Origin of the sequence: Acidicapsa ligni (assembly GCF_025685655.1) — a bacterium.
Lineage (GTDB): Bacteria > Acidobacteriota > Terriglobia > Terriglobales > Acidobacteriaceae > Acidicapsa > Acidicapsa ligni.
Map to the genome: position 1 here is coordinate 69,647 of NZ_JAGSYG010000003.1, position 15,726 is coordinate 85,372.

The 15,726-nt window shown below is 53.4% G+C and carries 10 protein-coding genes; 4 read left to right on the forward strand and 6 right to left on the reverse strand.

Translation table 11 applies throughout. From position 1 onward, the window contains the following. The first annotated feature begins 3 nt into the window (after positions 1 to 3). Both OHL19_RS10815 and OHL19_RS10820 read left to right on the forward strand, forming a co-directional pair. Positions 4 to 1,947 carry an asparagine synthetase B family protein gene (locus OHL19_RS10815; protein ID WP_263357708.1) on the forward strand — a complete coding sequence of 648 codons (1,944 nt, stop codon included), beginning with the start codon at positions 4 to 6 and terminating at the stop codon, positions 1,945 to 1,947. A gap of 40 nt (positions 1,948 to 1,987) precedes the next feature. Further along, positions 1,988 to 2,125 carry a hypothetical protein gene (locus OHL19_RS10820; protein ID WP_263357709.1) on the forward strand — a complete coding sequence of 46 codons (138 nt, stop codon included), beginning with the start codon at positions 1,988 to 1,990 and terminating at the stop codon, positions 2,123 to 2,125. A gap of 134 nt (positions 2,126 to 2,259) precedes the next feature. On the opposite strand, the gene OHL19_RS10825 is transcribed toward OHL19_RS10820, so the two are convergent. The 4 genes from OHL19_RS10825 to OHL19_RS10840 form a co-directional block, all read right to left on the reverse strand. Beyond that, a complete protein-coding gene (locus OHL19_RS10825) occupies positions 2,260 to 4,380 on the reverse strand; it encodes a prolyl oligopeptidase family serine peptidase (RefSeq protein WP_263358366.1) in 2,121 nt (706 codons plus the stop codon). A gap of 269 nt (positions 4,381 to 4,649) precedes the next feature. After that, positions 4,650 to 7,799: a TonB-dependent receptor gene (locus tag OHL19_RS10830; RefSeq protein ID WP_263357710.1), complete on the reverse strand. Its 3,150-nt coding sequence runs from the start codon at positions 7,797 to 7,799 to the stop codon at positions 4,650 to 4,652. Positions 7,800 to 7,846: 47 nt separating this feature from the next. Continuing rightward, positions 7,847 to 10,843, reverse strand: coding sequence for an RNA polymerase sigma factor (locus OHL19_RS10835; RefSeq protein ID WP_263357711.1), 2,997 nt, complete (start codon positions 10,841 to 10,843; stop codon positions 7,847 to 7,849). Positions 10,844 to 11,149: 306 nt separating this feature from the next. Continuing rightward, a complete protein-coding gene (locus OHL19_RS10840; RefSeq protein WP_263357712.1) occupies positions 11,150 to 11,884 on the reverse strand; it encodes a response regulator transcription factor in 735 nt (244 codons plus the stop codon). Between the two features lie 942 nt (positions 11,885 to 12,826). On the opposite strand from OHL19_RS10840, the gene OHL19_RS10845 reads away from it, so the two are divergent. Further along, positions 12,827 to 13,099, forward strand: a complete 273-nt coding sequence (locus tag OHL19_RS10845) for a helix-turn-helix domain-containing protein (protein ID WP_263357713.1) — start codon at positions 12,827 to 12,829, stop codon at positions 13,097 to 13,099. Between the two features lie 228 nt (positions 13,100 to 13,327). Here the strand turns inward: OHL19_RS10845 and OHL19_RS10850 are convergent, their stop codons facing one another. Next, positions 13,328 to 13,648, reverse strand: a complete 321-nt coding sequence (locus OHL19_RS10850; RefSeq protein WP_263357714.1) for a helix-turn-helix domain-containing protein — start codon at positions 13,646 to 13,648, stop codon at positions 13,328 to 13,330. 324 nt (positions 13,649 to 13,972) lie between these two features. Between OHL19_RS10850 and OHL19_RS10855 the strand changes: the two genes are divergently transcribed. Next, positions 13,973 to 15,172: a toll/interleukin-1 receptor domain-containing protein gene (locus tag OHL19_RS10855; protein ID WP_263357715.1), complete on the forward strand. Its 1,200-nt coding sequence runs from the start codon at positions 13,973 to 13,975 to the stop codon at positions 15,170 to 15,172. On the opposite strand, the gene OHL19_RS10860 is transcribed toward OHL19_RS10855, so the two are convergent. Next, positions 15,160 to 15,720 carry a hypothetical protein gene (locus OHL19_RS10860; protein ID WP_263357716.1) on the reverse strand — a complete coding sequence of 187 codons (561 nt, stop codon included), beginning with the start codon at positions 15,718 to 15,720 and terminating at the stop codon, positions 15,160 to 15,162. The two genes, OHL19_RS10855 and OHL19_RS10860, sit on opposite strands and share 13 nt — an antisense overlap. Positions 15,721 to 15,726: the final 6 nt, after the last annotated feature.

Sequence of the window (15,726 nt, forward strand, 5' to 3'; positions counted from 1 at the left end):
TCTATGAATATCCTATTCGGAATATGGCGTTCCAACGGCTCAGCAATCCGCCGGGAAGAACTGGAGTCGATGGCAGAGCACACGCGACGGTTTGCTCCTGACGGTGAATGGATGCAGATCACCCCCGAGCTCGGTTTCGGAGTCCAGGCCCAGTATACCCATGCGCGCTCAAGGCTTGAGGTACAGCCAAATCGGGATGAGGCGGGGAATGTGATTATCTACGACGGTCGTCTAGACAATTATCGTGACCTTGCCAGGGAGTTTCATCTTCAAGCAGAGGTAACACCTGACTCCGAGATCATCCTGCGATCCTATGAGCGTTGGGGTCAAGACTGCTTCGTACGCCTGATTGGGGATTGGGCTCTGATCTTGTGGGACTCTCGAATGCGCACACTTTATCTGGCGCGCGACCATGCTGGCACCCGGACACTCCACTATTCTCGCGATGCCACTGGGACTATTACCTGGGCGACATTTCTTGATTCCTATCTAAACACTTCGGCTCTCAATGCACTCGATCCCGTGTACATAGCAAGCTACCTCGCGCTGCTGCCATCTCATGGCAGTACCCCCTATCGCGATGTACGAGTTGTCTTGCCGGGACACTTTATGACAGCGACCAAGAGCGGGATTAAGACAGAACAGTTTTGGCTGCCAAACACAGAGGAGTTTGGCGCAAAGAGCTCGATAGAAGACTACAAGATGGAGTTCCTTCATTTGCTCGAACAATCCGTCGAGCGTCGCACCCTACCGGGCGCGCCGGCGCTAATTCAACTCAGCGGTGGCATGGACTCGACTTCTATTGTTTGTGTGGCTGACCGCCTGCGTCGTCGCCACTCTGGCTCACAGGGTCCAACCGAGACCCTCTCCTACTTCAACGATTCGGAACCCACGTGGAACGAGCGTCCGTACTTTACTTTGGTTGAACGTAGACTTGGCCGAGCGGGAATTCACATCGATGCATCCCGTTTCAGAACCTCCTTCAACCGGCCCTCCGGCGTTGGCTCACGCTACCTTTATCCAGGCATCGATGAGAGCACAGTCAGAAATGATATAGAGCTCTATTCAGTCACACATGCGAACGGTCATCGAGCAATTATCTCGGGAATTGGAGGCGACGAATTTACAGGTGGATTGGCGAATCCAGAAGCGGAGATCGCAGGGCTTCTTTCAAAGGGACGAATTTTCCAGGGATTTCAGAGGATGATTGCATGGTGCCTTGATCGAAGAATCTCGGCTTGCGAACTTTCAAAGCGCACAGGATCATATTGGATTCGGCACATATTTAGGCGTTCATCTCAGCAGTCAACTACGCTCGTCCCATGGCTCACGGAGACTGCGCGGCACCACTGTCTCAGTGCACTAGCCGAGCGCCCTATAGTTCGTTTCATGCCATTTGTGAGAAGTCTAAGAGCATGTGATTTCAACGAGACTTGGTGGTCGACCCTCAGAACACAACCACACCTCAAGCCGAGCGAAGTTTATCGTTACGAATACCGGTACCCCTACCTAGATCGCGACCTTCTTGCATTCTTATTGCGGTTGCCAGAGGATGAACTGGCTCGCCCTGGCAGACGCAGGTTCCTTATGCGTTCGGCGCTGAAGGGAATCGTCCCCGAAGAGATCTTGGAACGTCGCCGAAAAGCCTTTTTGCTGTCGAGTCCCCTTTCGAACATAAGAGACCTGACTCCATTCATAGCGGGTGCAATTGAGAAGTCCTTGCTTGGAGCCGAAGGTTATGTAGATACTTCGGAACTCAAGACCGCGCTCGAAAACATCGTAACCGGCAATGAAATCCTCTATTGGGGCCCCCTCTTGCGATTTGTTACGTTGGAGACTTGGCTACAACATCGAGAGAACGTAACCAGAGAAGGCTCTAGTGCCAATGATTTTGTGAGCGCAACTGCGCCCATAACCGAGTTCCCGCATCATGGGCTCCGACAATGAGCAGATGATGCGTGGAAAATCAAACCAAAGGAGAACTGCAATGACAACTTACATCAAGCCTCAACTGCTCAACACGAAGAAAGCCTCAGCGATCATCATGGGATCGCCGAAGCCAATCGGCCACCTTGACAACCATGTTCCAGGCTCCTCTGTCTCGTCCTATCGCAGCGACGAGTAGTAGTAGTCCGGCTAGCAACGCTCTGACCGGTTGAAAGCACTTCGACCGGTCAGAGTCAATCTTTCAGGGTCCTAATCTAAGCACCCGTCGTGTTAGTCGACAGGGAGCCCGATTTTAGACATTACGATTCTTTGCTAATGTTTCCTAAGTCCCCCCCCGCTTTGGCCGACGAGAATGTCGTTGCGCAATTGTTCCCATCGTTTGTACTGGTCCGCTTCCTGAGGTGTCGGTGTTTCGTAGCCTTGCAACCAAAACCTAAACCAATCAATGTTTCTATGTAAGCTTGCGATGCGAGCCTGCGGATGTTCGGGCTGATGCTTTTCGTTGGGGTAATAATAGAATTCCACTGGTCTGTGGAGTCGGCTCAAACCGACTAGCAGTTCCTCGTGGATGGCCAGATTATCTGGAGGACGGTCTGGATCATTGTCTTGTTTCCCATATCCCATGACTTCGGTCAGAAGCGGTGTGTGAACTTTGTCCAGATTGAATGAGATTGAGTAGTCGAGCCAGTTTTTTAAAGTGTCGCCGTACGGTGGACCGCCGTAGAGGCCTTCGTGCGCACGGAACTCAGTCTGGTTGTGACTCATCCAGTACTCACCCGTTGAGTAGAGTACATTATCCGTGGCCGACGCGGCCCTAAAAGGAAATCGAGAATGGGCTAGGGCATATTCGACGTACCACCCTCCACGGCTGAACCCGACTAATCCAACTTTCTGCAGGTCGATCACTTGGCGTTGATCAAGCATCTCAATAGCGCTTTCGACTAAATCTTGCTTGAACGCGACTTCTGCTAAGGATCCTGGAAGCCCCTTTGGGTAATAGTTACTCTCCCAGTCAGTGATTCCTGGCCAAAATCTCATGAGGTAGAGAATCCCATCGTCCGCAAGAATACCTCGCGGCCATGAAGAAACGTGATCGATGCCGGAGTCGCATACAAATTGTCCGTGATAAAGAAGTGAGCCATTCTCGATCACTATTGGATAGCGGCGGCTGGAGTCGTAGTCGGGTGGCAGGAGAAGGAGACCTTTTGCTTTATATCCCGTCGAAGTCGTCCAAGTCACTACCTCCGATTTTGGCAGAAGAAACTTATCCATTTGTGGATCAAGCCTAGCAACGATCTTTGTTTCGTTCGTTGACGGATCAAACACGATGATTTCGGGAGATGTCCGAGCGTTTTCGTACTCAACTACGACGCGGTGGCCATCGGAGGTGAGAGCAGAATAGGGAGACAAGTCATCGATCGGAATTTGCATCGATCTCTCGCGGATCCACTGCCCGTTGACGTTACGGAGCTGGGTTAGCCTGCCGTCTGCACTCCGCAGCAGAATGTGATCGGTGCCGGTCCATGCGATTGGCGGTTTTTCAGCTCTTTCGAGCACCTCCGTCACTGAGTTGGTCCGCATATCAATACTGAACATATGTGTGATGTGGTCGTTTAGGGATCCTTTTGTCACATCGGATGCCTCCCAGGTGCTTTGCGCTGGGGCCAGCGCCACCGCAAGAAACGATTTACTATCGGGAGCCCATGAAATGGATCGTACGAGCGGCGACTTTAGGGGTATGGAGGCTGACTTTGTGCTCAGGTCGTACAGGTAGCTGACAACAACGCCTTCGAGACCAGTGTTCCGCATGTTATTGACGATAGGGCTGCTGCCCCAAATGCCGTCCTTGGGCACATCTGAAAAATTTTCGACGTTGTCGAGGACGAGATATAGGCCATCAGGGGAAAGATTAATATGTAGCGAGGCGTTTTCGGTAATGTCGCTAACGAGTCTTCCAGTCAGCGGAGAAACAAATTCCACCTTCTGAGCCACATGCCATTGGTTCTTATCGCCACGCCGAAGTATAACTGCTATCCTTCTAGGGCGTTCGGAACGGGCTGTCGAGGCGAGGTCGACACGATAGCCCTTGTCACTGTCTTTATGTGCCTGCGACGAAGGCTGTCCACTGTGAGCAAGGCGAGCTGCGATTGCAATTGTTTCGCCAGTGGCGTCCATCGAATAATCAGTGATGTCGTTGTCTGCCTCCCAGATGATCTTCTCTGTTTTCGTTGCCAGCTCTAATCGAGCGAGGACAATCTTGCCGCTTCGACGTACCAAGAGCGAGAGACTCTTACCATCTGGCAACCATCGGACAGCTGCGATTCGCTGACTGCTAGCCAAGGGAGAAAGATTGGTCGGTGAAGGGCCATCTATAGCCGTTACATACAGTTCTTCCTTGTTGTTGTTCGCTTGCACGTCCGGTACTTGCAGCACGTATGCCAACTTTGTGCCATCAGGGCTTATCTGCAGTGACGAACTATCCGTTACGTCACCTGCCGTTAGGTACCGCACCGCCGTGCATGCTTCTGGAGTCAACGGTTGCTTTGTCGCTGCTCTAAGCAACGACACCGAACACGATGTAAGCAGGACAACGACTATAGTCTTCTTCAAGAAACAGTAATGACGAACCATATCTCCTCTGTGAGGCTAGTTGACGCTCGGGAATTATGCTGGATAGGGAGTAAGAAGGAAGCTCGCTTCAATCAAAAGGACAATCTCAATGCGAATTGCATCGAACGGGGTCCGCCCTGTTGGTATTGGGAGGCAACCGTGCCAAGACTCTGATTTAAGGTTTGGAGTGCCTCACCAAAGGTTGGATCGCCGAGGTACGGATCGATATAGCCAAAGTTTGGATGATTAGAAAGATTGAATGCTTCTCCTCGGAAATGGAGACGAGCACGCTCCGATAATCGAAACTCTCGTGCTAGAGCGAAGTTGACTTGTGAGGCCCCAAATCCGCGGGCGAAATTCCGAGGCGCGTTACCGGGATCGGCTCCAGCCGGATACGCGAAAGCAGCGGGGTTTAATGCTCGCCCGCCTGGATACTGCTTGCTATGCAGGTAGATTGGTTGGTCGGGTACGAGGTTAAGGTTTGTAAAGTATTCACTGCCCGTCGCGGGATCTGTCGATAAATTGCCTTGGAGGGTAATCGGAAACGATGTGCGCGCGAGGAGTCGACCGTCCAAGCTCCACCCGTTCAATGCTGATGAGACCAAGGCTGATGATTTTATCTTTGCTGGCTCCCAGGTAAAGCCCGCCTGAAGATTATTCCGGAGGTCGAAGTCAGAATTGCCGCGTGTAACCGGTAGGGCGCTGAAGTTGGAGCCGAAATCAATCGAGTGAGACCACGTATAGGAGACAATCGCGTTGATGCCGTGGCTAATACTTCGTTGAAACTTCGTTTGGAGGGCGTCGTAGTCTGAAGTCACGCTAAATGGGTAAAAGATACCTGATCCGAAAGACGGGTTTACCGTTGATAGATTTAGCTCTTGGCTTGCGTTTAATCTCCTACCGGCAGATCCTACATACGAGATGGTTGCAGAACTCCCTTTCCCCAGTTCCTGCTCGATACTTGCATTCCACTCCAATGTGTAGGGAAGCTGGAAATGGGCTGGGAAAATCGTAAAATCGCTGTAAGGCGGGGCGACGGCAAATCCGATGTCCTGCTGTGAAGCAGTGAATGGTAATGGTGACGAGGGATAAATCCCCTCCGCGAAAGTTCCTAACCCTGAGAAGCCGCTATCAGCAATCTCGTTGTTAGTGTCAAAGAAAACACCGCCGCCTGTCCGAATTACCGTCATCCAATCTTCAGCACTATGGGCTTGCCACGCGAGCCCGAGTCTTGGCGCAAAGTTAAACCATGAGTTATGCCACATTGGCGTCCCAGCCGGGGCAAGCTCCAAGCTACTCGGATCTGCCAGGCTGCCAGTTGCCGTGTATGGTTGCGGGCTCAAGGCGTTATGAGGTGGGGGGGCGAACTCCCAACGCAAGCCTGCGGACACACTCAGTTTCGAATTGAGCCGCCAGTCATCTTGTGCGAAGAGTGCGACCTGGTTGAAAACCGGTTCTGACCGGGCAAAGAGCAGGTACTCGGTTTCAGTTGCCACGTTGGATAAAACGCTTTGCGCACTTTCGAATACGCCGGCTGCCTCAATCGGGCTAAATGCTTGCAACGTTGTAAACGTTCTGAAATCGACTCCGAATTTCAAATGTTGTTTGGCCCGCGAGACCTCAAACGTATCTGTGAGGTTCCATTGATGCTGCTGAGCCAGTCCTGCGGGTATCTTCAAGACGCTTGACCCCGCGCTTGGGAAATAGAGATACATCTCGGGGGCCAAGTCCTGCCCCGTGGTGCCGCTTGTAATACCCATCGCCTTCCCGAGGTCGATTGGGGTCGCCCCACCGAATGCATCAACTGTGCTAGTACTGCCAGAAAAGCTTCTACTATATCCGAGCCGAAATTGGTTTGTGACCGTGGGCGTCAACACGTAGGTAAGGCCGAGCGTGTACGTCTGGATGTTCACTTGGCCTGTTGTGAGTGCAGACAAAGAACGTGATTGTGTGGAACTGGGGGTATCAGCAAAGCGGAAGAATCCCGATAAGGCAGACGAGAAATTATGGTCTACACGAATACTGGTGGAATCGATTTTGCCGGGTACAGAATAGCCTTGGAAGAACTGGGCGAGACTTGGCGATTGCGCAGTTCCATAGTCCACTCCGTTGGGGCTTGGCAATGGATAGGCGTTCAAGATCGGCTGCAGGGCAGCCGGAGCCTGCTCCCGCAGATACAGATCAGGAACGTATTGGATCGAAGCTGCAACCGGTTCCGTCATCCTCAAGCCTTCGTATGACCCGAAAAAGAAGGTCTTGTTCAGTCCCTTATACACACTGGGAATCCAAATAGGTCCGCCCAATGTGCCGCCAAAGTCGTTCTGATGAAGCTCGTTTTTCGGCTCGCCTAAGCTGTCGTTGAACCAGTTGTTTGCGTCAAGAGATCCGTTTCTGAAGTAGTCGAAAGCGCTTCCGTGTAATGCATTGGTCCCTGAGCGAGTGACAAAGCTCAATTGGCCTCCCGGCGAACGACCATATTCGGCAGAGTAGGATGAACTTTCGACGCGGAACTCTTGCAATGCATCAACAGAAAGCAAGCTTTGAGTGGTGCCCAATGCAGAAGTCGCGGCGACAGTGCCGGCGATCAAACCATTGCCAGCGCTGGCGCCTGCTGTCACATTCCCGGACACACCATCGACCATGTAGTAGTTGCTCTCTGTGCGTTGGCCGTTGATGCTAAAATCTCCGGTGTTCCCCGGTGACAAGGAGTTGTCCTGGGGGCTCTGTGTTGCTACTCCAGGAGTCATCGAAATCAGATCTTGAAAACTTCGCCCATTCAATGGAATGTTGGCTACGAATTGTCGATCTATGACTGTACTCACAGCGCCATCAGTTGTATTGATATTGAGGCCGCCGCCATTGACCGTTACGGTTTGGTTTGCTGCTCCAACTTTCAAAACCAGCTGCAGATGCTTGTCGTCGCCCACATCTAGGAGGATGCCATTGACCGTGACGTCTGAGAACCCATCCTTGGAGACAGTGAGGGTATAGCGTCCAGGCTTCAGGAATGGAAAGTTAGCAGTGCCGGACTTGCCACTTACGGATCGTTGCTCCTGGTTGGTATCGCTATTGCGAAGGATCGCTGTTGCGCTTGAAATAACAGCACCAGAAGGGTCCGCGACAGTAATCGAGAGACTTGCTGAACTCGCATCGGCAAACGCCGTCGATGAATGATTGCACAACAGCAACAGAAGGAGCATCCAGGATGCAATTTGGCGTGAAGATATTTCAAAATAAAGCATGGGTCTCCTAAGGCCTCTTGGGCCGACATCAAGTTGATGAAGCTTTATTACTTTCTTGTCTCAGCCTGCCCGAAGGTATGGAGGCGCTCGATGGTACCTTGGAGCGTCTTCTCCTCCGTATCGAGGTCAGACATCAACTGGCCGATATCTGCGAAGTTGTAGTTTGCGGGGAGACTGGAGGGAGAGAGAGTAAAACCTGCCGTGAGGAGACGGTCCAAGCGTTCACTGTCGTGGTTGAGGATGATGGCGGCCTCTTGGAGCTCGCCGGCGTCGTGAAGCGAAGGAAGACTCTGGGAGTGGTCCGGGTATCGTGCCCTTTTATCATGCCAGAGAGGTGTAAGTGTTGTTCGGAGAGCTGTCATCTGCTCGTCGAATGAATGGATGTGTTTTTCAAGTAATGTGAGCCAGAGCATTTGGTCTTCTGGTGTCATTGCCTGAAGTTCGGCAAGGGTGAAATCGTGCGCTGCAATCTGACTGACGCCCCAGCCGTCTCGATGTAGCTGAGCGCTGCGAGAAACGATGGAGCTGGAGATTTGTCGCATTCGCTCTTCAAGTTGTGTTCCGGCTAATCCTTCCTCGGACAGGATCGGACGAAGCTCAGCGTCAAAAGGAATATGCGCTGTTTCGACAGCAATAGGTGGCAGGGACTCTACTTGAACAGGTTGGCCTTTTGGGGGAGATGAGGCTGCCTCTTCGCTTGCATGAAGATTGAGCTGCAACAGTGCGCCGCTTTGAAGAGACCGGAATACATGGACGATAGATGTCTTTTCCGCCGAGGTTGGAAAGACTCCGTCGAGTTCAACTGTTCCGTCCTCATGTCGCTCCAGGTTTACGGTCCTCTCAGCGTCCGGCCCCAGATTGTTGAGAAGCTGGAGCGCTTCGAGCGCCAGGTGAGCCGATGAGCCAGGTACAGCGGGCCTTAAATCGACAGAGGAGCGATTCCCATTGAGTGAGGGCTCAGGGTCGAAATCGCTTTCTGTGACCTGATCGGCACTAAGCACGTTGTAGGTGAGCTCCCGGAAGCGATATTCGCGGGTGACTTTGCCTTCTTTCAGTCGTAAGGTCTCCGATGTCGGATGTAAGTCAGTTCCAGAAAGAACCAGATCTGCATAGGCAAGGGAAGTGGTGGTTGTGTTTGGCGGTTCGCTGTAGACAAGTTCATAGTCCTGCTGGTCTTGCTGAACCCTTATGTTTTCTGGCTTGTTAGCCAACCGATCGAAATCCGCAGCTTCGGGAACATGAGACCACACGTCATCAACGGTTGGCTGAATCGACGTCCCAGCGTCTTGCCTCCGCATTCCACCTTTCGGCGTGTAGGTGGTGACTCTCCCGGCCGAGTCGGACCACCGGCCCGCGAGGAGTTTGTCGTTCGTTCCAATCAGGCGGCTGGCTCGCCGTTCCGGAGAGCTACCGTGGAGTGTTTGGATGGTCGCCGATTCGATGAGCTTGCCGCTATCGGTTCTGACTTCCAGAGAGAATGTCTGGCGGGTTGCTCCCCCTGCTGGAATGGCGATCTGAGCTGATCGTTCCGCCTGAGCGAGGAGAGTAGTGGCGGTCGGCACGCCATGAGAATGTTTCTGCCGTTGCGCTAACCACGGAAGGCTAACTGCAATAAGAGCTGCGATGCCGATCGCCGCACCAAGGCCGATAGGAAGGTGGTCTCTATTGCCTGAGAGCCCAGCCATGAAGGACTGCCAAAGACGTCGCGGCTGCATTGGACGCGGAGCGGGAGTTGGATGCTCCTCTGACGGGGCCTCAAGGATCGGCAGGCTCTCCTCTTCAAGAACCCAACTGTGATCGTCGACTTCGAGCGAAGGGTCGTAGTAGGTGAGGTCGATCACGGAGGAACCGGCCAAAGGACTCAGTTCAAGAAGAAGAGATCGGTCGTCACTCAACTCAATCTCAGTTCGACGCGCAGAGAGCCAGCGAGACTCGGGCACTTGAAGGTCGAGATACAAAAGGCTGTAGCCCTGCTCACTTAGAACCGAGATGTATTGAGGCCTCAACGATGGTTCGAGAACTATCTGAAACCGGCTTAGAGCGGAAGTGACCCTTTGCGCCCCGAGCACGTAGCCGTCAACTGAAATCTCGAGAGTCTTGGGCCTGTGTTCACGAGTGGCCTGAAGCTTCTTTCGCATCTTCTCCACGGTGCGCTTTCCTAGGGCGCGGGACGAAGGAGGATTGCTGCTGTTATTTCGGTCGTTGGGATCGTCGGGAAACCGCTTGGAGAGCTCAGGAAATTGAAGCAAGTGATTTGCCCTTTCAAGGCAACTGCGACAGCTCACAAGATGAGCAACCTCCCGTGTGGTTAGTTGCTGTTCTGAGCCCTCTGAGTAGATGAGATCGAGATCATCCGTGTTGAAACAGTCACCCTCTTTGTCCGCAAAGACGCTGGTGTGGAAGCGAGCCAGGAGAGCGGCCGGATCATCCGGAAGACAGAGTTTGGCGAAAGGCGTTTTGAGAACCGAATCCTGCCCCGGGAGGTGAAGAGAACCCGGTCGCGTAAGGAATGCTTTCGCTTCGAGACGGGCGCTCTCAACCAGCTTGTGGACAGCAGCCGGCGACGTCTTGAGCAGAGCGGCAATCTCTGACGGAAAGTATCCAAGAAAGAAGCGAAGAATCAGGATGCTGCCAGCTCTCGAAGACTTGCGGCGAAAGCACGCGTACTCGCAGATACCGGCGAGGTCACTCCGGATATAGAGAACCCGGCTTCTGTCTGCGGCTGCGAGGGCCGTTTCCATGGAGTCGTAATCGACGGTGTGCAGGCTTGAAAGAGGATCACGGCCACGGCCACGGTGCCTATCATTCGATAGGTTTTGCAGAGCGCGGAAAAGATAGCCTTGCAGTCGCTCGCTATCAGTAACGTCAACGTCCGCCGGAGAGAACACGAAGCGGACGTAGAGGTCCTGCACCAGATCTTCGGCTTCGTGTTTCGAACCCCGGGTCAGCCGGAGAGCACGATCAAGCAACCGTGCGTAATGATCGAGAAAGATGCCCTCGTGATCGGCGACCTTTTCTATTTTGAGAGTCTGACGCGAGCCCACTGTTTCTCCTCTACTCACATGTACGACTGATAGGCGTCGCACTTGATGAATGGGAGAAACCTAGCATCTCCTGCGATAGATTCAGTCGACTGGCAGAATGCGCAAAATACTGCCCTGCAATTTGCAGTGTCGTGCTGGAGAGCTGTCAGTTGAGGAAGGGGGGCAAGATGCTTTGATGTAGCCGTGACGGGTGCGCCGGGAGGCACTGTGACGGCCAGTCGCCCGCCTCACACCTTGGGGCGACGTCTGACATCGAGACTGTATTCCGGGGTGGAGACAGTTCCGAAGAGGGGAGTAGGCTGACGATTACAGTTGGGTCACGCTCGAGACGGCGAGACGGTAGCCCTGGTCGCGAACGTTTTCGATGAGGTCCTGGACCTGATGCTCCTTAAACTTCATCCGCAGCCGATACAGAAGGCTCTCGAGAGTGGCTTGCGATCGACGGATATCATTGCCCCAGACCTTTTTCAGGATCTCGTCGTTGGAAAAGACCTTGAGCGGATTTGAGGTAAACATATCCATGACCTTGGTTTCTCTGACATTCAGTTCGATCGAGACATGTCCCACTGAGAGTTTCCTCTCCTCGCGATCAAGGCGAAAGTCTCGTGTACCAACCCATCGGGTGTGGGAAGATTTCGGAAGCAGGAGACGCTCATCCCGACGGAAATGCGCCTGAATGCGGGCCAGTAGGACGCGGAACGACGCACTGCGCTTCACGATATATTCGTCCGCACCGGCATCGAGCGAAGCCATCTGGACGAAGTCGTCGCTCAATGAAGAATGAATCAAGATAGGTACGTTTACGCCGGCAGCGCGAAACTGGCGCACCAAGCCCGATCCGTTAGCCGGATGAGCGGGAGTCTCTGAATCCTCTTTGACGTTCAACTCAATGATGATTAAGTCAAAATGACCCGTTTCTACCAAGCGCTGTGCCGAGACGACATCCTCGGCGAGTTCGACATGGTAGCGAGACTTTTGTAGCGCCTTCTGCAACTCCACACTAATCACTGGCTCGTCATCGACGAGGAGTAACGATTTCATAAGACCCCAAACCGGGAGGTGTGCTAAAAAGTCCAAAGCTCTGAGGGAAGAGAGCGAGAGACTACCAATTTGCCGCGGCTCCGCAGCGAGTAGTGACTATCAAATTGGCAAATCCCTGTAGTAATACTATGCCAGTTTGGGCGTTACCTTCCCACTCCCTTTTGTGATGATTCACAACTTTTTCAAAATGCTTTTGGCGCTAAGCCGCTTCAGCGATTTTATGGGGGCCTAGACATGTATGAATAAGGCCTAACTGAACGACTATTCAACAAGAAATTGATGACCGAAGTCTGGCCTTACATACCTGCAATGACCAGAATTAGTCTCAGTTCCATGGAGGAGAGCGGGCCGGAATATCAGGGAGAACGTCGGGCGACACGGGACGGTGCGAGGCCGCGATCTATAAGTGGGCGGAGCGGGCTTGATTTCCCACAGGATGAGGAAGTCGAAAAGAGATGTGCGCCTGGTCAACACCGACGCATGCCCGGCCTGGTGGCGAGGACTACGAGCCGACGTCTGGCCGTTAGAGGGGAGCCGCTACGGGTATGGGCAGGGAAGAATCCCTTTTGAAGAGCAAGAAGCAGAGGAGTCCAGAAATCTGCGTTCCGAACTCCTCTAGTCCAACATCGTGAAATGGCTGTCGAAAGGATGTCGGCTAGGTGAGCCGGTTCCTCGAAATGTCCAACGGATAAGCCAGAGATTAACGTACACCTCCCAGATTTACATCGATCTCTGGCTTATCCATAGGACGGATGCAGGTAAGCCGCCCTCCCTCGGAACGAACTTGCTCCTGCAGATGCGTTTCTAAATAATGTGGACAATTGTCCACTATTCACTGACACACCTCTTGGACGATAAGGGCTATCGGCTTGGGTGCGAAGGAAAGGCGCATCGCCTAGTCCTTATTAGGTACTTTAGCGTGAATTGACAAGACTGTCATCTGTGAAGAAAGTTCAGACCGCAGAGACAAGAAAATCGCGCAAAGCGAGGACTGCAAAGTTCCAGGGAGCTTATGACACGCTTTTGGAGCGGCTCATTGCTGCACGCGAGAAAGCAGGCCTAAGCCAACATCAGGTCTCTGCCCTGATGAACCGCTCTGCCAACTTCATGACCAAGTGTGAAAGCGGTGAGCGCAGTATTGATGTGATGGAGTTGATGGAGCTGGCGCAGATCTACCAGAGGCCGGTCAGCTACTTTTTCCCGACGCAATCATAATTACGAGAAAGTCCTGATAGGCCGAGCCGCAGATCAACGCACACCTCCCCAGATTTGCGTCAAGAAGCGACCAGGCCGTACAGACGAATGCAGGGGCGCTCGCCCTCCCTCGGAACGAAGCAATGCCTGCAGATGATCTATCCCATAGTAGACAATTGTCGACTACTCAGTCCAGCAATGCTTCTATACCTGGCCACTTCCAATTCGGACATTACCAATTGTCTATTCTTAAGTTCTGAACCGGGCTACCTGTTTCTTCTTAATCAGACCGATAGCCAATTGTTTGTCGGTAATGAACTCGAAGCCGGCTTCTTGCTCGATTGTCCGCACCATGGCTGACGGGAGAATGCGAAGTACGCTGCAGATGTTGAGAATGGCAGTGAAAGATGGGTTCCGCTTGCCTCTTTCCAACATGTTGACGTATGTACGATCGTAGCCGGTGAGGAAGGCCAGCTGCTCCTGCGTCAGGTTGAGCGCCTGACGCTTTTCTCGGATGATCGCTCGCAGCGAGTCGAGAGGAGCGACCGTATTTTTCCGAGTTTGAACCATCTACCCAGCATCATGGCTGGGTGTAGACAATTGTTCAGTCGACAATTGTCGACCTGAACACCCTTGGCAATTCCTACTTCCTTATCCTTTCGACCGCTTTATCTATGATATTTCGCTGATCCAGGGTCCTTGCGGCGTCCAGCCGATGCGGGGCAGGTCACGTACATCAAGCTCTCGAAGGTCGATCCGGAGACTGCGGACTGGATTCCACAGTCCGAAATTGACCTCCACTGCAGGCGATTCGAATCGAGGTGATTGGGTCCGGCTGGCGGCCGATTGACTCATAACGTCCGTTCAGACGCCGAAGTCGTCCGGGAACTTACAATGGAAACCATGCCAGAGATAGCCGCTCCTCGAGTATTCATTTCCTATTCCTACGACTCGAACGAACACAAACTCTGGGTCCGGGAGTTCGCCGCGAAGCTCCGTGCAAATCGGGTCGATGTGATCCTCGACCATTGGCATTTGAAGATGGGCATGGATGCAACGAAGTTCATGACCGACTCGGTCGCCAAGAGCGACTTCGTTCTGGTGGTCTGCACCCCGGAATACGTCGATCGGTCATACCGGAAAAAGGGCGGTGTTCGCTTCGAAAACGCCATCATCGCCGCTGAGTTCGTCGACGACATGGACACGGAAAGGTTCATCCCGGTCCTTCGTCTAGGCGGTTGGGATGTGAATTCTGTGCCACGATGGATCAAGACACGACAGGGCGCCGACCTTACAGCCAACCCCTACGACGAAACCCAATTCATGAACCTTGTCGCCACCCTGCACGGAGAAAATCCTGCTCCGCCGCCGCTCGGGACCAAGCCGGACTTTTCGAAACTGGACCTGGCTCCGGCGAGCCGGCCGGAAGCACCGGCAACTCTCCGCGACCAGCCGTTCCGGTTCGGCCAGTCTGTCGGTACCCGTCTCAAGGAATATCTCGCTCCCAAAGAGCAGGAGCTTCTGTGGAACGCAGCCCGTGATTCGGGGCGAATCACGCATATCAAAGCCATTGGAAGAGATTGCCTCCAGGTAAATAGGCATACGTTCCCGGAGACACGCGATCCTCGCAGCCACTCGGAATGGTTCGGCGCGCTCGAAGCTCTTGTTCAGCGCGGGCTTCTAAAGGGGGTAGGGCACGACCCTGACTTCTATAGTCTGACTCCAGGTGGATGGTCCCTCGATGAACAGCTTGGGCCATTCAAACGCTGGCAGACGAAGGCGATTACGGTTGAACGCAACTACATCGGTAAACATGATTCCGAGATCGTGACTCTCCAATGTGCGGGCATTGTCCGGCTTGCTGAGGAGTATTCGGAGGATCGCTATACGCTGTACGAGCCCCACTCGCTCTTCGTCGAAGGTGTCGATCGGAAGCAGCTTGGCAGTCTTACATTCGATCCTACCCACGCACATTTTAGAGACGAAGAGACCGGCGTGAAGCATGAGTTCCAAATCAAGTCGGAGGCAAAGAGGGAAGGTTCCACCCTCAGAATGCCAATCAACGAAATGCCCGGTACACGCTACGAGGACTGACCTTCAACTTCCAATTGCCGCTCGATGGCTCCCCGATCTTCCCACCGCCTGATCGGAACGAGTTCAGAGAGAATCTCTATCGTGTGTCCCTTGGCGCGGGGTCTGTTCGCAACAGGTTCGACGTGCATATCGCCAACGAGCACGAGTACGTCTCCCTGCGTCTTCTCCGCGGCCAGAATATGATCGGCGAAGTAGTCTTCGCGAACCTCATCCTCTGGAATCCGAGCTTGAATTGTGTATTCCATGTTGTCGTCCCGACGGCCTGGCCGATTGTTCAGCGCCTCGTAGATCCCCGCGGCTCTCCGTTCTTCGACGGTCATACAGATGTTCTGCCACGGTACCCGGGGATCACGCCGGCGGGCAAGTTGATCGGCGATCGACTTCTTTGTTAGGGAGGATTCCTCAAAGATTGCGGTGATCTGTCCCGGGCCAAACCGCTCCTCGAGGATCTCTCGGAGGCGAGTCTTCGAGGCGCGCAGAGCTTCTGAGTCTTCATCAGCTTCGAGTAGCTGCAGGTAGTGGTCGATCGCGATGATGATTACGTTCATTAGGCC